Annotated in this window: 20 protein-coding genes; 10 read left to right on the top strand and 10 right to left on the bottom strand. The window is 70.7% G+C overall.

Annotation, left to right across the window (positions count from 1 at the left end; all coding sequences use genetic code 11):
* Window positions 1-18: 18 nt before the first annotated feature.
* The gene (locus EAO72_RS24835; RefSeq protein WP_148019461.1) at window positions 19-795 is read right to left on the bottom strand and encodes an ABC transporter permease; all 777 of its coding nucleotides are present in this window, start codon (window positions 793-795) and stop codon (window positions 19-21) included.
* Window positions 788-1,741, bottom strand: a complete 954-nt coding sequence (locus EAO72_RS24830; RefSeq protein WP_148019460.1) for an ATP-binding cassette domain-containing protein — start codon at window positions 1,739-1,741, stop codon at window positions 788-790. The genes EAO72_RS24835 and EAO72_RS24830 overlap by 8 nt, the downstream gene beginning before the upstream one ends.
* A gap of 59 nt (window positions 1,742-1,800) precedes the next feature.
* Between EAO72_RS24830 and EAO72_RS24825 the strand changes: the two genes are divergently transcribed.
* Both EAO72_RS24825 and EAO72_RS24820 read left to right on the top strand, forming a co-directional pair.
* Complete coding sequence (locus EAO72_RS24825) at window positions 1,801-2,640, top strand: TetR/AcrR family transcriptional regulator (protein ID WP_410090499.1); 840 nt, start codon at window positions 1,801-1,803, stop codon at window positions 2,638-2,640.
* A 36-nt stretch (window positions 2,641-2,676) separates the two neighbouring features.
* Window positions 2,677-3,360 (top strand): TetR/AcrR family transcriptional regulator, encoded by a 684-nt coding sequence (locus tag EAO72_RS24820; protein WP_187285197.1) that lies wholly within the window; start codon window positions 2,677-2,679, stop codon window positions 3,358-3,360.
* 31 nt (window positions 3,361-3,391) lie between these two features.
* On the opposite strand, the gene EAO72_RS24815 is transcribed toward EAO72_RS24820, so the two are convergent.
* The gene (locus EAO72_RS24815; RefSeq protein WP_148019457.1) at window positions 3,392-3,910 is read right to left on the bottom strand and encodes a DUF2199 domain-containing protein; all 519 of its coding nucleotides are present in this window, start codon (window positions 3,908-3,910) and stop codon (window positions 3,392-3,394) included.
* Between the two features lie 64 nt (window positions 3,911-3,974).
* Window positions 3,975-4,451: a TIGR03618 family F420-dependent PPOX class oxidoreductase gene (locus tag EAO72_RS24810; protein ID WP_148019456.1), complete on the bottom strand. Its 477-nt coding sequence runs from the start codon at window positions 4,449-4,451 to the stop codon at window positions 3,975-3,977.
* On the opposite strand from EAO72_RS24810, the gene EAO72_RS24805 reads away from it, so the two are divergent.
* Window positions 4,432-4,692 (top strand): hypothetical protein, encoded by a 261-nt coding sequence (locus EAO72_RS24805; protein WP_410090498.1) that lies wholly within the window; start codon window positions 4,432-4,434, stop codon window positions 4,690-4,692. The genes EAO72_RS24810 and EAO72_RS24805 overlap by 20 nt on opposite strands.
* A gap of 28 nt (window positions 4,693-4,720) precedes the next feature.
* Here EAO72_RS24805 and EAO72_RS24800 read toward each other — a convergent pair whose 3' ends face one another.
* The 3 genes from EAO72_RS24800 to EAO72_RS24790 form a co-directional block, all read right to left on the bottom strand.
* Entirely contained in the window at window positions 4,721-5,590 is an 870-nt protein-coding gene (locus EAO72_RS24800; protein ID WP_148019455.1) for an alpha/beta fold hydrolase, read from the bottom strand.
* An 81-nt stretch (window positions 5,591-5,671) separates the two neighbouring features.
* The gene (locus tag EAO72_RS24795) at window positions 5,672-6,676 is read right to left on the bottom strand and encodes an NADP-dependent oxidoreductase (RefSeq protein WP_148019454.1); all 1,005 of its coding nucleotides are present in this window, start codon (window positions 6,674-6,676) and stop codon (window positions 5,672-5,674) included.
* 204 nt (window positions 6,677-6,880) lie between these two features.
* Entirely contained in the window at window positions 6,881-7,573 is a 693-nt protein-coding gene (locus tag EAO72_RS24790; RefSeq protein WP_148019453.1) for an SDR family oxidoreductase, read from the bottom strand.
* 114 nt (window positions 7,574-7,687) lie between these two features.
* Here EAO72_RS24790 and EAO72_RS24785 point away from each other — a divergent pair, with 114 nt between their 5' ends.
* Complete coding sequence (locus EAO72_RS24785) at window positions 7,688-8,248, top strand: TetR/AcrR family transcriptional regulator (protein ID WP_148019452.1); 561 nt, start codon at window positions 7,688-7,690, stop codon at window positions 8,246-8,248.
* Window positions 8,249-8,503: 255 nt separating this feature from the next.
* Here EAO72_RS24785 and EAO72_RS24780 read toward each other — a convergent pair whose 3' ends face one another.
* Window positions 8,504-8,995, bottom strand: a complete 492-nt coding sequence (locus EAO72_RS24780) for a PaaI family thioesterase (RefSeq protein ID WP_148019451.1) — start codon at window positions 8,993-8,995, stop codon at window positions 8,504-8,506.
* Window positions 8,996-9,095: 100 nt separating this feature from the next.
* Between EAO72_RS24780 and EAO72_RS24775 the strand changes: the two genes are divergently transcribed.
* Entirely contained in the window at window positions 9,096-9,581 is a 486-nt protein-coding gene (locus tag EAO72_RS24775; protein ID WP_148019450.1) for a winged helix-turn-helix transcriptional regulator, read from the top strand.
* 145 nt (window positions 9,582-9,726) lie between these two features.
* On the opposite strand, the gene EAO72_RS24770 is transcribed toward EAO72_RS24775, so the two are convergent.
* Together EAO72_RS24770 and EAO72_RS24765 are read right to left on the bottom strand one after the other, a co-directional pair.
* A complete protein-coding gene (locus EAO72_RS24770; protein ID WP_148019449.1) occupies window positions 9,727-10,806 on the bottom strand; it encodes a MerR family transcriptional regulator in 1,080 nt (359 codons plus the stop codon).
* 156 nt (window positions 10,807-10,962) lie between these two features.
* Window positions 10,963-11,466, bottom strand: coding sequence for an NUDIX hydrolase (locus EAO72_RS24765; RefSeq protein WP_410090497.1), 504 nt, complete (start codon window positions 11,464-11,466; stop codon window positions 10,963-10,965).
* Between the two features lie 343 nt (window positions 11,467-11,809).
* Here EAO72_RS24765 and EAO72_RS24760 point away from each other — a divergent pair, with 343 nt between their 5' ends.
* The 5 genes from EAO72_RS24760 (at window position 11,810) to EAO72_RS24745 (ending at window position 14,808) form a co-directional block, all read left to right on the top strand.
* Window positions 11,810-12,250 carry a MarR family winged helix-turn-helix transcriptional regulator gene (locus tag EAO72_RS24760; protein WP_148019447.1) on the top strand — a complete coding sequence of 147 codons (441 nt, stop codon included), beginning with the start codon at window positions 11,810-11,812 and terminating at the stop codon, window positions 12,248-12,250.
* Window positions 12,251-12,327: 77 nt separating this feature from the next.
* Complete coding sequence (locus EAO72_RS24755; protein WP_148019446.1) at window positions 12,328-13,218, top strand: NmrA/HSCARG family protein; 891 nt, start codon at window positions 12,328-12,330, stop codon at window positions 13,216-13,218.
* 256 nt (window positions 13,219-13,474) lie between these two features.
* Complete coding sequence (locus tag EAO72_RS43295; RefSeq protein WP_261991624.1) at window positions 13,475-13,606, top strand: hypothetical protein; 132 nt, start codon at window positions 13,475-13,477, stop codon at window positions 13,604-13,606.
* A gap of 129 nt (window positions 13,607-13,735) precedes the next feature.
* Window positions 13,736-14,470, top strand: a complete 735-nt coding sequence (locus EAO72_RS24750; RefSeq protein WP_261991623.1) for a hypothetical protein — start codon at window positions 13,736-13,738, stop codon at window positions 14,468-14,470.
* Between the two features lie 26 nt (window positions 14,471-14,496).
* A complete protein-coding gene (locus tag EAO72_RS24745) occupies window positions 14,497-14,808 on the top strand; it encodes a trypco2 family protein (RefSeq protein ID WP_148019445.1) in 312 nt (103 codons plus the stop codon).
* Window positions 14,809-14,838 lie beyond the last annotated feature (30 nt).

Raw genomic sequence — 14,838 nt, 5'->3', positions numbered from 1 at the left:
GCCGCGCCGCCCCCGCCCTCACCGCGTCCGCACCCTGAACAGCACCCCCGACAGTCCGATCGCCACCAGCAGCAGCCCTCCGGCCCAGGTCAGCGCGATCCAGGGGGTGTTGCCCGCAGGCTGGTTCAGGAGCAGGGCCCGGAGGGACTCGATGGCCGGGGTGACCGGCTGGTGGTCGGCGAAGCCGTGCAGCCAGGAGGGCATGGAGTCGACCGGGACGAAGGCGCTGCTCGGGTAGGGCAGGAAGGACATCAGGAAGGTGAATCCGCCCGCGGCCTCCGGGGTCTTGGCGAGCAGACCGATCGCCGCGGACAGCCAGGACAGCGCGACGATGTAGGCGAGCAGGACGGCGAGCGCGGTGAGCCAGCCGGTGGGGGTGGCGGTGGGGCGGAAGCCGATCAGGAGGGCGATAGCCAGGACCACCGTGGTGGAGACCAGATTGCGCGCCGTGCTCGCGGCGACATGGCCGGCCAGGATGGCGGCGCCGCCGATGTCCAGGGAGCGGAAGCGGTCGATGATGCCGTTCTTCATGTCCTCGCTGACCGCCACGGCGGTGCTCGCGGAGCCGAAGCCCGCGCACAGGAGAAGGACGCCAGGGACGACGTAGGTGACGTACGAGGAGTGGGGGACGCCGGTGTCGATCGCGCCGCCGAAGAAGTAGACGAAGATCAGCATCAGCAGGACGGGCAGCATGAGGGACGTGATGAGCGCGTCGGTGTTGCGCCGGCTGATCCGCAGTGAGCGGCCCGCCATGGTGCCGGCGCGGGCGAGGGGCGCGGTGAGGGTTTCAGACATGGGCGGTCCGGGTCTCCTTCGTCGTGGTCAGGGCCAGGAAGACGTCGTCGAGCGTGGCGCTGTGCAGGGAGAACCGTTCGATCGCCGTCCCGGCCGGGTCGATCTCGTCGAGCAGCGCCCGGACATGGGCCGCCGAGCCGTCCGTCGGCAGGCCGAGGGTGAGCGTCGCGGGTGCGTGGTGAACCGCACGGTGGGTGAGGCGGAGGTAGGCCGCCCGGTCGGCCAGGACCACGTCGAGGCGGTGTCCCGCGACGCGTGACTTCAGCGAGTCCGCGGTGCCCTCGGCGACCTTCCGGCCCCGGTCGATGACGGCGATGCGGTCGGCCAGCCGGTCGGCCTCCTCCAGGTACTGGGTGGTGAGCAGGACCGTGGCTCCGTCGGCGGCCAGTTCGCGGACGACCTGCCAGAGTTCCTGACGGCTGCGGGGGTCGAGGCCGGTCGTCGGCTCGTCCAGGAAGAAGACCTCCGGCTGCGGGCTGCCGACCAGACCGGCCGCCAGGTCGAGCCTGCGCCGCATGCCGCCGGAGTACGTGCGGACCGGTCGGCGGGCGGCGTCGGACAGGCCGAAGCGGTCGAGGAGTCCGGCGGCGCGGCGGTGCGCGTCCCTGCGGGAGCGGCCGGCCAGCCGGGCCATCATGCGCAGGTTCTCCTCGCCGGTCTGGCCCTCGTCCACGGCGGCGTACTGCCCGGTCAGGCTGATCGAGCGGCGTACCCGGCTCCGGTCGGCGACGACGTCGTACCCGGCGACGCGGGCCGTGCCGCTGTCGGCGGTGGTGAGCGTGGCCAGGATGCGTACGGCGGTGGTCTTGCCCGCACCGTTCGGGCCGAGCAGCGCGGCGACGGTGGAGCGGTCGACCCGCAGGTCGATGCCGTCCAGGACGGGTCGCGCGGGTTTTCCGTACGACTTGGTGAGGCCGACGGCCTCGATCATGGCGGGTGACGGCATGGACTCCCCCTTATGCGTATGACATACGCGTTGTTGTGTAAGGGTTACGCATAACTAGGATGGGCGTCAAGGGAAGGTGGGTTCAGGTGACGCAGGAGAACGGTTCGCCGGGCGGTACGGGCCTGCCGGCCAGCATCGAGGCCGCCTGGGGGCTGCGGGCGCGCCCGGTGAAGGGGCCCAAGCCCGGGCTGAGCCTGGGGCGCATCGTGGACGCGGCAGTCGCGGTCGCGGCGTCCGAGGGGCTCGGCGCGGTGTCGATGGGGCGGGTCGCCAAGGACCTCGGCGCCTCGACGATGTCGCTCTACCGGTACGTCGCCGCCAAGGACGAGCTCTACGTGCTCATGCAGGAGGCGGCCATGGGCCCGCCGCCTCCGCTGCCCGCCCTGGAGGAGAGGGCGGGCTGGCGCGAGGCACTCAGGCAGTGGGCCGGGGCGATGCGCCGGGTCTACCACGCCAACCTCTGGATGCTCCGCATCCCCATCTCCGGCCCGCCCGCCAGCCCGAACTCGGTCGCCTGGTGGGAACAGGGCCTTCAGGCCCTCGCGGGCGCCGGTCTGGACGCGGGTGAGGAGGTCTCCGTCATCCTTCTGGTCAGTGGTTTCGTGCGGAACGAGGCGCTGCTGATGGGTGATCTCGACGCGGCCGTCGAGGCCCGCGGCGTATCGGAGGCGGAGGTCATGGAGGGCTACGCCCGTACGTTGGGCCGGCTGGTCGACCCCGTGCGTCATCCCGCGCTCTCCCGGCTGATGGCCACCGAGGGCATCTGGGGGCCGGACGAGCCCGACCAGGAGTTCACGTTCGGTCTCGAACGGGTGCTGGACGGCATCGGCGTACTGATCGCCTCGCGTGCGCGGGAGCGCGGAACGGATGCCTCCGGGGCGGGGCCGGACGGCTGCTGACGTCAAGTTCGCTTGAGGTCGGAGGCGTTACGCTTCATGGTCATGAGCGGAGAGAAGCCCGGCCCCCGGACGGCAGCCGACGCGGCGGACACGGCGGAGGGCGGGGACGCGGCCGCGCCGATGAGCCTGCGGGAGCGGAAGAAGCAGCTGACGTATCAGGCCGTCTCCGACGCCGCCATCGCGTTGTTCCTGGAGCGTGGCTTCGACAAGGTCTCGGTGGCGGAGATCGCGGCCGCGGCCGACATCTCCAAGCCGACGCTGTTCCGCTACTTCCCGGCCAAGGAGGACCTGGCCCTCCACAGGTTCGCCGACCACGAGGACGAGTCCGCGCGGGTCGTCGCCGGCCGTGCGGAGGGCGAGTCCCCGCTGGACGCGCTGCGGCGCCACTACCTGGACGGTCTGGAGCGCCGCGACCCGGTCACGGGCCTGTGCGACGTACCGCAGGTGCTGGCGTTCCACCGGCTGCTCTACGGGACGCCGTCCCTGGTGGCCCGGCTCTACGGGTACCAGAGCCGCTCCGAGGCCGCTCTCGCCCGCGCCCTGGGCAGCAGGGCGGCGGACCGGCTGGCCGCGGGCCAGATCATCGCGGTCCTGCGCATCCTGTCCCTGGAGAACTGGCAGCGCATCAGCGAGGGCCGGAGCGCGGACCAGGTGTACGCGGAAGCGGTCGAGGCCGCCGAGACGGGCTTCGTGCAACTGCGGTCGGGGCTGGAGGGCTGATCCCGGCTGATTCCCGGCTCTGTGCCCTGCCCTATCGGCTGTCCTCGGCGTGCTGGACCGCCTCGGCTATCTCGCGGACCCGGTCGAGCGTGATGCCGGTGCGCTGTTCCACGGCCAGCGGGTGATCGGTGGGCTCCAGCTCGATGAGCGGGCGCCGGCCGATCGGGCGGGTGTGCGCGTTGGTCTTGAGGTTGGTCGTACGGGGGGTGTAGAGCCCCAACTCGGTGGTGAGCCAGCCGAAGTACGGCTTCTCGGACTCCCGGCCCGGGGTCTCCCACACATCGAGGGCGCGGGCGAAGTTCTCCCGGCTCAAGGACACCCAGACGCCCCAGGAGAACGGCTCCGGGCTGCCGGTCACGGGTATCTCGATCAGGCCCTTGATGAAGTAGTGCTCGTGTCTGACGATGCACTGGTCCGTCGAGAGCATGCTGTCGGGGTCGCTCTCCAAGCTCGCGTCCCAGACGTCGGGCGCCATGGTCGAGTACCCCATCGGGAGTTCCGTGTGGTGTTCGCCGCAGCGGGAGCAGGTGTAGCCGGGGTCGGTAGCCATGGGCGGGATCCTAGAGCGTCCGCTTGTCGCGCACATGGCCCCGGTGGACCGTCGCCGCCTGCGTTCAGTCCGCGGCGGGGATGTCGAGCGCCGTTCCGTACAGCCGCGAGACCCGGATCCGGATCACCACGCGCCGGTCCGCGACCATCTGCGCCAGGAAGGCCGTCTCCTCGGCCGGGTCATCGAAACCGGCTGTCAGGGACAGGAGTTCGCGGCTGACCGCGTCACCGGGCACGGCCGCCGGCACGGACACCTCCGCCTCGCCCTCGGCGACCGCGAACGAGAACACGTCCTGGCCGCGCACATGCAGCGCCGCGTGCGGATCGGTGCGCAACTGACGCGGCTTGAGGCGGTCGGCGGTGCTGGAGATCCGTACCACGCGCTCTCCGGCGTCCCAGGCGTACAGCACCGTCGTCAGGTGGGGGTGTCCGGTGCGCCGCACGCTCGCGAGGACGCCGAACTGCTGCTCCGCGAGCAGCCGGGACAGTTCCGCTTCGGTGAGTGCGCGCGGGGCGGGGCCGGTGCCGGGGGCCGCGGTCATCGGCGCGGTGTCGCTCGGGATCTCGGCCCGGCTGAGCGCACGGTTCGGCGACCGCAACGTCCTGCTCCTGGGGCTGGCCCTGCTGATCGGGATGCTCGGCCTCCTCACCCGGCTCCCGGTCCACGCGCACTACGCCACCGATCTGCTTCCCGTGATGCGCCCCGCCCCTGCTTGTGTTCAGGCTCGGCCCGTGGCCGTGGCCGTACCCTGCGGTTCCGGACTGTTCCCCGGACCGGCCTGAGGGCCGGTTCCTCTCCGGACGACGGGCCTTAGGAAGCGAGGAACTCCAGGGCCCGCGGGACGAACGCCTCGTGGCACTGGAAGATCCCGACGTGTCCGGCATCGGGGTAGAGCGGGATGAGTTCGGCGCGGGGCAGCCGGGCCGCCAGGTCGAGGGTGTTGACGCTCGGGACCATCCGGTCGCTCTCACCGTTGGCCACCAGGACCGGCTGCCGGATGCGCGACAGGTCCTGCGGTACCGCGCGGCCCCAGCGTTTGATGGCCTTCAGCTGGGCAAGGAACGACGGCACCGAGATCGCCTTGTCGCGGTCGTCCGTGCGCTCCTTCAGCCGCGCCAGGAACGCGCGAGCCGCCCGTTGGCCGCCCTCGGTCGGGGGGAAGAAGAGGTAGTGCTTCGGGTCCTTGAGCCGCAGGGCGGCCTTCAGCATGTCCCGGACGGTGACGGACGTGACCTTGTCGATGCCGGGTCCGCCGGCGGGGCCGGTGCCCGCGAGAATGACCTTGCGTACGAGAGCGGGTTCCTCTGCCGCGATGACCTGGGCGACGAAGCCGCCCATCGACAGGCCGAGCAGGTCGACCTGCTCGAACCCGAGGGCCCGGACGAACAGCACGGTGTCGCGGGCCATCGCCTCGACCGTGTCGGGTGTGGAGCCGCCCGACGCGCCGACGCCGCGGTTGTCGTAGGTGATCACGCGGCGCCGGGCGGCGAGTCCTTCGACCACCCGCGGATCCCAGTTGTCCAGGACCGCGGACAGGTGGTTGAGCAGGATCAGCGGTACGCCGTCGTCCGGACCGTGCTGCCGGTAGGCGAAGTCGACGCCCTGCACGGACACGGAGCGGGTCGGCGCGTTCCTGGACGACGACGGGGCGGGTGCGGGGGAGTTGGACGATGCGGTCATGGCCGGGTCCTGGTGTGTGGGGGTGAGGGCTCCTCGTCGTGAGGGCTGCCCTTCTGCGTCCGGCTGGGCCTGCGCCCGCGCTCACATCATGGTGACGACGACCTTGCCGGCCTTGGCCCGTCCCTTTTCGACGTACTCCATGGCCTGGAGGGTCTGATCGAAGGGGAAGACGCGGTCGACGACGGGGTGGATCTTCCCGGTGTCGATGAGGGGGGTGAGTTCGCGGAGCTGGTCGCCGCTGGCCTTCATGAACAGGAAGGAGTACGTCACGCCGAGGCGCTTGGCCTGACGTCGGGTCCTGAAGCTGATCGCGGTCATGGCCAGGCGGAGGACCGGGTTCGCGCCGAGCTCGCGGGCGAATTCCGGGTCGGGCGGGCCGGCGACGGAGATGGCCCGGCCGCCGGGCTTGAGGATGCGCAGGGATGTGGCGAGGTTCTCGCCGCCGAGGCTGTCCAGGACGACGTCGTAGCCGCTGAGGAGTTCGCTGAAGTCCTGAGTGCGGTAGTCGATGACCTCGTCTGCGCCGAGTTCCTCGGCGAGGCCGACCTTGGCGGTGCTGACGGTGGTGGCCACGTGGGCGCCCAGCGCCTTGGCCAACTGGAGGGCGATGGAGCCGAGGCCGCCGGCGCCCGCATGGACCAGGACCTTCTGGCCCGGCTGTACGTGGGCCCGCTCGACCAGGGCCTGCCACGCGGTCAGCGCGACCAGGGGAAGGGAGGCGGCCTCGTTCATGGTGAGTGACGCGGGCTTGGCCGCCACGTCGCGCTGGTCGACGGCGATGAGTTCGGCGAAGGTGCCGATGCGGTCCTTGTCGGGCCGGGCGTAGACCTCGTCACCCACGGTGAAGCGGGTGACGGACGGTCCGACCCGGACGACGGTCCCCGCGAGGTCGTTGCCCAGGACGAGCGGGAGACGGTAGGGCATGAACAACTTGAAGTCACCGTTGCGGATCCTGATGTCCAACGGGTTGACGCCCGCCGCGTGGATCTTGACCAGGACGTCGTCGGGGCCCACCTGAGGGTCGGGTACCTCGGCGGCGCGCATCGTGGTCGCGTCGCCGTACTTCTCGACCATGAAGGCCTTCATCGTCGTCTCCGTCTGTTCCGTCTTCCGCCTGCGAGGGGCGGGAGAGCTGTTCGTTCCGAGGGACTGTTTCTTCCCTTATCGGTAAGTATCTGAAGTAACTGGTGATCCGTGACGTGCGATGCGCGATGCGCGCACGACCCTTCCGGGAGGAGGGGCCAGGGGGCCGGGCGGTCGTGTCGCGTCGCATCGGGGGAGGAGCGGGCGTCAGCCCGCGTTCGGCTGGGGTGCCGCGGACAGGCTCTGCTTGACGTAGCGGCTGGTCTCGTCGGCGAGGATCTCGGGCAGACCGGTCTCGATGCCGGTCAGGGCCTGGGCCGCCACGTCGGCGGCGGCGACCTTCTGATCGGCGGGCACGGCGGCGGCCATGTCGGTGTCCATGTAGCCGACGTGCAGCGCCGAGACGGTGATCCCGCGCGGTGCCAGCTCTTCGCGGGTCGCGTCGCTCAGGGCCCAGGCGGCGGCCTTGGAGGCCGCGTAGGAGCCGAGGCCGGCCGGATGGAACCAGGACAGGGCGGACAGGACGTTGAGTACGGCGCCGCCACCGTTGCGCTCGATGACGGGCGCGAAGGCGCGGGTCGCGGCGAGCGGACCGAAGAAGTTGGTCTCCATCTCCCCGCGCACCTCGTCGATGTCGCCTCCGATCAGCGTCGCGCCGGTGGAGATGCCCGCGTTGTTGATCAGCAGCGTCGCGTCGGACGCGATGCGGGCGGCCTCCCGTACCGACTCCTCGTCCGTGACGTCCAGCCGCAGCGGGATGACTCCCGGGACGTCGACCGTCTCGGGGCGTCGGGCCGCGCCGTACACCTTCGCGCCGCGCTCGACGAGCTGGGCTGCGAGGTGCCGCCCGAGGCCCCGGTTGGCGCCGGTGACGATCGCGACCGCGTTCTTGAGTTCCATGCCTGCTCCTGGTTCTGGCGGGGGCCGTCGACCACCCGCATGATTTAGATTATGTGTCCAATCTAAACATGGGCCTATGATAGATGCCAGTCGACATCCAAACGGGAGGTGGTCATGGGCCGCGTATCGCAGGCACAGGCGGAGGAGAATCGCAGGCGGGTGGTGGACACCGCGTCCCGGCTGTTCCGGGAGCGGGGCACCCAGGTCAGCGTCGCCGACCTGATGAAGGCGGCCGGTCTGACCCACGGCGGCTTCTACAAGCAGTTCGCCTCCAAGGACGCGCTCGTCGACGAGGCCACGGCCCATGCCTTCGCGGAGCTCGCACGGCGTTACGCGGGCGAGCTCCAGCAGTTCGACGGGCAGCGCGAGGCCGCCCAGGAGGCGCTGATCGACGCCTACCTCTCCGTCGAGCACCGGGACGGTCCGGCGGACGGCTGCCCGGTCGCCGCGCTCGCCACCGACATCGCACGCGAGGGCGACAGCAGCGAGGCCCGTCGCGTCTACACCGAGGGAGTGGCCGACTTCGCCGGCTTCCTCGCCACCGACGACCGGGACGGCGTCGCCCGCCTCTGCACCCTGTTCGGCGCGCTGGTTCTGTCCCGGGCCACCAAGGGCTCGCCGCTCTCCGAGGAGATCCTCACCGCCGCGCACGCGGCCCTGACGGAAGCCGGCTGACCGGCTGACCCCGGGCTCTCGTCCGGATCCTGCGGGGGCTCGCGAGCCCCGGCACGCCTGACCCCGAGGCCGTGGCTTCGCTCGACCGGGGAGCTGGAACCGGCCACCCTCTACGGCGGTGGGGAGCACGGCTACGCCGACTACCCGGCCTTCGCTCAGGCCCAGTCCCGGGCCTGAGTGCGCACCCATGAGCCGTCCGTCCCGCCCGGGGCGGACGGCTCATGGCGCCGCGGCGGTGAACCGCCGCGCATCAGCTCACATGGGCACGGGGAAGATCAGGCAGCTGCTGGTGGCGTGGGCCAGCAGGCGGTCGGTCGCGTCGAGCAACTGGGCCTGGGCCAGGGCCGTTCGACGCCCTCCGCTGAGTACCGTACCGACGGCGCGCACCCGGCCGGTCTCCACCGTGACCGGGCGCAGGAACTTCACGGTCAGATCGAGCGAGGTGTACGCCGTCCCCGCCGGGAGCGTGGACTGGACCGCGCAGCCTGCCGCGGAGTCGAGCAGGGTGGCGAAGACGCCGCCGTGCATGCTGCCGATGGGGTTGTAGTGCTCCTCGCCCGGCAACAGGGAGAAGACCGCCCGGCCGTGCTCCACCTCGTCCAGGGCGAAGTCCATGGTCTTCCCGATGGGTGCCGCGGCGAGACGCCCCGCCTGCACCTCGCGCAGGAAGTCGAGGCCGGACATCTCCCTGGCGGCCCGGGCCGGGATCGAGGGATCGTCCCAGCTGTACGTACGTGTTCGCCCCACGGCCTCGCACCTTCCCCGGCATCCTCTGACTTTTCAGATCGAAGCTAGCTTCGCCTATATCTGACTGTCAATGACGAAGCCAGAAACCTACGATGGCTGCATGGAGTGGCTTGAGGCGAGCACGGAGAACTGCCCGGTGCAGCGGACGCTCGATGTGGTCGGGGAGAAGTGGACGTTGCTGATCGTGCGCGACGCCGTCAACGGGGTGCGCCGCTTCGACGACTTCTGCCGGCACATCGGGCTCTCGGAGGCCGTACTCAGCGACCGCCTGCGCAAGTTGACGGCCGCCGGCGTCCTGGCGAGGGTGCCCTACCGGGAGCCGGGGCGCCGCTCCCGCGACGAGTACCGTCTGACCCGCAAGGGCTGGGACCTGTGGCCCGTCCTGATGGCGCTGAGCCAGTGGGGCGAGGCCCACGCGCTCGGCCCCGAGAGCCCGGGTCCCGTCCTGGACGTACGCCACACCGACTGCGGTGCCCCGGTCCGGGTTGCCGTCCACTGCTCCGCGGAGCAGTCCGTACTCACGCCCGCGGACGTCACCGCCCGGCTGGGTCCGGGCGCCCGCCGCGCGGACCCAGCCGGGCGTTGACGGGCGTCGCTCCGCGGAACCGGACCAAGGTGCCCTGTCCCGGACAAGTGCGGGTGGGCCGAGGCCAGGACCTGCGGTGCGGTGCCTGCGGCTGTGTGGGACCAGGCGGTGGCTGGTGTCCCGCGGAAGTGCGTGTCACCCGCTCCTACTGCGGGAGCTCCACGACGTCGGCGACCACGCAGCTGACGTTGTCGGGGCCGCCGGAGCCGTTGGCGAGGGCGATGAGCTCGCGGGCCGCCTCTTCGGGCTCACCGGTCCCGTCGAGGACCCGGTGGATGTCCTCGGCCGGCACGACGGCCGACAGCCCGTCGGAACAGAGCAGGTAGCGGTCTCCCCGCTGAGCGTCCTGCAGGCGCATGTCGGGGGTGCCGTCCGCGCCCTGGCCCAGAGCGCGGATCAGCAGGGAGCGCTGGGGGTGGGAGGCGGCTTCCTCCGGGCCGATGCGTCCTTCGTCGACCATCGCCTGCACCACGGTGTGGTCATGGGTGATCTGGAACAGCTCCCCGTCGCGCAGGAGGTGGACGCGGGAGTCGCCGATGTGGACGAGGGCCAGCTGGGTGCCGGTCCAGAGCATCGCGGTGAGTGTGGTTCCGGCCGCCTCGGCGGACGGACCCGCTCCGGAGACGCCGTGCACGGCGTGCTCGGCGCGGCCGATCGCGGCTTCGAGGGCGTTCAGGAGACTGCCGGCCGGGATGCTGTCGGTTTCGAGGCTCTTGAGCGCGTCGACAGCGGCGGCGCTCGCGGGAGCGCCTTCGCTGCCGAAGCCGTCGGCGACGGCGAGCAGACGGGAACCCGCGTAGGCGGTGTCCTGGTTGCTCTCGCGGACGAGGCCGGTGTCGGACAGTGCGGCGTAACGGATCCCCAAGGGCTTGGTGATCGCGGACATGGCGGGGTCCTTCCAGGAGAGGTGGTCGATGAGGAAGGTGGCCAGGTCCCGCCGTGCGGCGATGTCGGCTTCGACCTGCGCCCAGTACGCGCGGATCTCCTCGGTTGCCGGTCCCGCCTCCAGCGTGCAGACCTGCTGGATACGGGCGAGAGGCATCCCGAGCCGTCGCAGCCAGGCGACCAGCCGGGCCTGATCCAGTTGGGCCGGTGCGTAGAGGCGGTAGCCGGTCACCGGGTCGACGCGAGCGGGCGTCAGCAGGCCGAGCTCGTCGTAAAGACGCAGCGCCTTCGGTGACAGCCGGGACGCCTTCGCGAACGTCCCGATGGTCAGCAGCTCCATGCCCGTTCCCCGTCCTTCCTCGTGCCGGGCGCGTCGCCCGGCACGACCGATGCTGTGGGCTCCCCCAAGGTGAAGGTCAACCCGAGCCCCTGCGTGCCGTCGGCCCGAGCCCTTGGATGCCGTCGGCCCGGCGCCCGGCGCGAGAGGCGGGCACGGTCAGGACCGCGCGGCCCGGAACGCGAGATACCGGCCGAAGGCTTCGTGGCTGTCCGGGGTGAAGTGCCACTCCAGCAGGGCCGACCGCAGTTCCGGTTCGGTCAGCCAGTCGTGCCAGGCGACCTCATCGGGATCGGCGGTCAGCGGGTCGGACACCACGGCTTCGTGCACGCCGAGCCAGTGAGGGCTCTGACCGCCGCGGTTGAGGAACGTGAACAGCAGGCGGGGCAGCGCACGGACGCCCAGCTCTTCGGCCAGCTCCCGTCCGGCGGCCTGTTCGTAGGACTCGCCGACGGTCACGGCGCCGCCGACCATGACCTCGTGGAGCCCGGGGAAGCGCGACAGGTGCTCCGCACGCCGGTGCACGAGGATCCGCCCGCGCTCATCCCGGCACACCGTCACGGCGACCCGGTGCAGCCAGCCCTCCCGGATGGCCTGCCGGCGGCCGACGACCGGCCCCAGCACACGGTCTTGATCGTCGACCCGCTGCACCAGTTCTTCCACGGCGGACACCCTGGCAGGGCCCACTGACAACGCGCCGCTGTCCGTGGCCGCCTCCAGACGTACGCCCCGCTGAACGCGGCCGATCCGACCACCTTCTACGGCGGCGACCGCACCGGACACACCGGCTGCCCCACCCTCGACGCGGCACGGAAGTGACATGGCTCAGGCGCACGACCCGTCGCCCGCCGGGCCTGAGGGCGAGGGGATAGGGTAAGTCGGTCAAAGTGGTGGGGGCGGGAGTGCCAGGCCGGTCTCGCAGAGGTGTGCATGTCCTGGTGAGTGGCGTGGTCGGCCGGCCCGCGACGAGTACGACGATCGTTCGTCATCGGACCGGGAGGTCGGCGTGGACTATGGCGACAAGCTCTTCTGGCTCTCGGTCGTGATTCAGCGCAAGTACGCGCAGATCTGCGCCGAGTTCGACCTGACCCCCTCGCAGGCCACGCTGCTCTGCGCGGTCAGGAACGAGCCGCGGCAGATGGCCTACCTCGCCGCGTCGTTGGGTATGACCAAGAACGCATTGAGCCAGCTGGTCGATCGCACCGCGCGGCGCGACTTGGTCGGCCGGGCAAGCTCGGCACAGGACCGGCGGGTCGTCATGCTCAGCGCGACGCCCACGGGAAAGGCGCTCGCCGAGGCCGTCTACGCCGAGATCGCCACGCGCCTGCCCGAGATCGCGAGCAACCTCGACGCCGACGACCAGCGCGACTTCGAGCGCGTGGCCACCGCCATCGTGGACACCTCGGACCTCTCTTCGCCCGCCTCGAACCAACCCATCACACCCTGAGGTCCCGCCACACCTTGACGAAGTTCATGCCGTGAACTAATTTCGTTCACGACGTGAACTAGTTAGGGGTGGAAGCGATGAGCACACGGACAACCGGCACGATCGCGGTCTTCGGCGCGACGGGGCAGCAGGGCGGGGCGGTGGTCGACGCGCTGCTGGACCACAAGGCGCGGGTGCGGGCTCTGGTCCGTAACCCGCGGTCCGAACGGGCTCAGGCGCTGGCCGCCCGCGGCGTCGAGCTGGCGGCCATCCGGGCCGACGACCCGGCGACGCTGGCCGCCGCGCTGGCGGAGGTCGAGGGGTTCTACTTCATGACCCCGGAGGCGAACAGTCTCGACGAGGTCGAGGCGGAGATCCGCATCGGTACCGCGCTCGTCGACGCGGCGGTCGAGGCGGGTGTCCCGCACGTCGTGTTCAACTCGGTCTTCGGAGCGGACCGGGAGTCGGGTGTGCCGCACCACGACTCGAAGCACTGGATCGAGGAGCACCTGAGGAAGTCGGGCCTCAGGGCCACGATGGTTCGCGCGACCGCCTTCATGGAGAACTTCGCGAGCGTGATGGCACCGAGCCTGGAGCATGGGGAGATCGTGCTGAGGCTGCCGCTGCCGGAGGACGTCCCCCTGAAGATGATCGCGGTCAGGGACATCGGCCGGGTCGCCGCCGCGCTCCTGCTCGACACCGCGGAGGCGCCCGGGGGAGCCGTCGAGCTCGTCGGCGACGAGCTGACGGGCCCCCGGATCGCCGCGGCGTTCGGCGCGCGCGCCGGGCTCCCGGCACGGTACGAGACCCTCCCGTTGAGCGTGCTTCCCAGCGACCTCGACAGGGCGATGTTCCGCGAGTTCGCGAAAGCGGAGCAATCCCCTGCGGCCCTCGCGGTGGTGCGCTCGATCGAGCCGGCCACCCTGGACCTGGTCGAGTGGATCCGGGCTACCGGCTGGACCGCGCCCGCGAACGGGGCTGGTTCCTGAGCCTCCGGCCGCGGGCGGCGCCCCCGGTCGTGCCCACGGTCCCGGCGCTCTGGGCACGGCAACGCATCCGCCAACGGTTGGAGCGGTCACGAAGCTCCCCTTTTCGGGCTGTCCGGGAAATCCGTCAGTTTCAGCGAGCCAGGACAACCGGCCGTCGGCTTCGCCGGGACTCCGCCACGTCGTCCGCCGCATCGGTGTCGATCTCTCTCTGCCGCTGACGGACAGCTCACGAGCTGGTGCTCGGGGGAGGTGCCTCGTGAACGCGTTGGCCACGCTGGGTCTCTCGCCCGGTGCCGGCATCGTGCTCAATGACGTGGAATGGCGGGTCGAACGGCAGGAGCCGCATCTGGGCCGGGTGCAACTGGTGCGGCCGGACGGTGGCAGGTAGCGGGTGACCTTCCGCTTCCTGGCCAACCACCCGAAATGCCGTCCCTCGTCACGCACGGCCGCGGAGGGAGTCAACCGGGGGCGTCAGCCGGCGACGTGGAGCGACGTCAAGCCGGAGAAGCGCCCGCTGATGCGACAGCGCTTCGAGCACCTGATGGAGGTGAAGTGCGGTTTCCGCAGCAAGGATCCACTGCGTCCCGAGCCGGGCGAGCCGCGTCCCGAGTACGATCCGGACCGCACGACGCTGACCGCGCGCCGGGCGGCGAAGGCGACCGAGCTGGCGGCCTTGCGGCCGACGGAGCTCAAGTTGCTGCTGGGCGTCGGCCACGTCGGGGCACGCACGCTGGAGCGGTGGGAACGCCGGCGCAGGAAGTACGGGATGGTCGGCTGCGCCGATCACCGGTGGCTTCGGGAGAGCGGGGGCCATCCCAGCGTCGGTGAGGAGGTCCGCGAGGCGATCCTGGCGGTCAGGGACGAGACGCGCCACCACCGCTCCAGAGTGAGTGGACGCACCCGCGAGAACATGATCCACCGCTACCTCGGGGAGACCTTCCCGGAGGAGGAGATCGAGATCCCGGGTTACCCCACACTGCTTCGGATCTGGAAGGAGTGGTTCGGTCCGGGCGGTGCCCGGCCGCGCTACAGCCGGTCGGCCGAACTGCCCGCCAAGAACGGGCACGTGGTGGTGACCCGGCCGGGACAGGCCGTCGCCCTGGACACCACGATCTTGCCGGTCATGGTCCGCGAGAGGCCGAGCCCCGCACACCGGCCGACGACGACCACCAGGTCTGCCGTTGCCGGACAACTTGCTTGCCCCGGCACACACTTGGGATCCGCTACACTCCTTGACCTCATTGGTCCATGACCGGACCACGACCCTGGTGAGGCGTAATGAGCAGTGAATCGTGGTCGGGGCTTGCCGAGGCCGTGGGGGCCATCCGTGCAGAACTGCAGCAGGCGATGAAGGACGGGAAGGACGAAGATCTGAAATTCACGGCCGGCCCGGTCGAAATGGAGTTCGCCGTTGAAATCAAGAAGAACGGTGAGGCGCGGACAAAGGTGATGGTACTGCCCTGGACCGCAGAGGTCAGGGGCGGGCTCGCATCTACGCGAACCCATCGCCTCAAGGTCACACTTCAGCCTGTGGATCTTGAGGGCAACGATGCGCGAATTTCTAACACCGTCGATGAACGACCGGCCTAGGATCTTTTACTTCTGGCGAATGCCGGATTG

Origin of the sequence: Streptomyces sp. OR43, from assembly GCF_008042275.1 — a bacterium.
Classification (GTDB): Bacteria; Actinomycetota; Actinomycetes; order Streptomycetales; family Streptomycetaceae; genus Streptomyces.
This window is presented reverse-complemented; position numbering and strand designations above follow the sequence as displayed.

Excerpts from the sequence above, each read along its gene's own strand:
- EAO72_RS24835 (WP_148019461.1), bottom strand. The coding sequence starts at position 795 with ATGTCTGAAACCCTCACCGCGCCCCTCGCCCGCGCCGGCACCATGGCG.
- EAO72_RS24830 (WP_148019460.1), bottom strand. The coding sequence starts at position 1,741 with ATGCCGTCACCCGCCATGATCGAGGCCGTCGGCCTCACCAAGTCGTAC.
- EAO72_RS24825 (WP_410090499.1), top strand. The coding sequence starts at position 1,801 with ATGGGCGTCAAGGGAAGGTGGGTTCAGGTGACGCAGGAGAACGGTTCG.
- EAO72_RS24820 (WP_187285197.1), top strand. The coding sequence starts at position 2,677 with ATGGTCATGAGCGGAGAGAAGCCCGGCCCCCGGACGGCAGCCGACGCG.
- EAO72_RS24815 (WP_148019457.1), bottom strand. The coding sequence starts at position 3,910 with ATGGCTACCGACCCCGGCTACACCTGCTCCCGCTGCGGCGAACACCAC.
- EAO72_RS24810 (WP_148019456.1), bottom strand. The coding sequence starts at position 4,451 with ATGACCGCGGCCCCCGGCACCGGCCCCGCCCCGCGCGCACTCACCGAA.
- EAO72_RS24800 (WP_148019455.1), bottom strand. The coding sequence starts at position 5,590 with ATGACCGCATCGTCCAACTCCCCCGCACCCGCCCCGTCGTCGTCCAGG.
- EAO72_RS24795 (WP_148019454.1), bottom strand. The coding sequence starts at position 6,676 with ATGAAGGCCTTCATGGTCGAGAAGTACGGCGACGCGACCACGATGCGC.
- EAO72_RS24790 (WP_148019453.1), bottom strand. The coding sequence starts at position 7,573 with ATGGAACTCAAGAACGCGGTCGCGATCGTCACCGGCGCCAACCGGGGC.
- EAO72_RS24785 (WP_148019452.1), top strand. The coding sequence starts at position 7,688 with ATGGGCCGCGTATCGCAGGCACAGGCGGAGGAGAATCGCAGGCGGGTG.
- EAO72_RS24775 (WP_148019450.1), top strand. The coding sequence starts at position 9,096 with ATGGAGTGGCTTGAGGCGAGCACGGAGAACTGCCCGGTGCAGCGGACG.
- EAO72_RS24770 (WP_148019449.1), bottom strand. The coding sequence starts at position 10,806 with ATGGAGCTGCTGACCATCGGGACGTTCGCGAAGGCGTCCCGGCTGTCA.
- EAO72_RS24755 (WP_148019446.1), top strand. The coding sequence starts at position 12,328 with ATGAGCACACGGACAACCGGCACGATCGCGGTCTTCGGCGCGACGGGG.
- EAO72_RS24750 (WP_261991623.1), top strand. The coding sequence starts at position 13,736 with ATGCGACAGCGCTTCGAGCACCTGATGGAGGTGAAGTGCGGTTTCCGC.
- EAO72_RS24745 (WP_148019445.1), top strand. The coding sequence starts at position 14,497 with ATGAGCAGTGAATCGTGGTCGGGGCTTGCCGAGGCCGTGGGGGCCATC.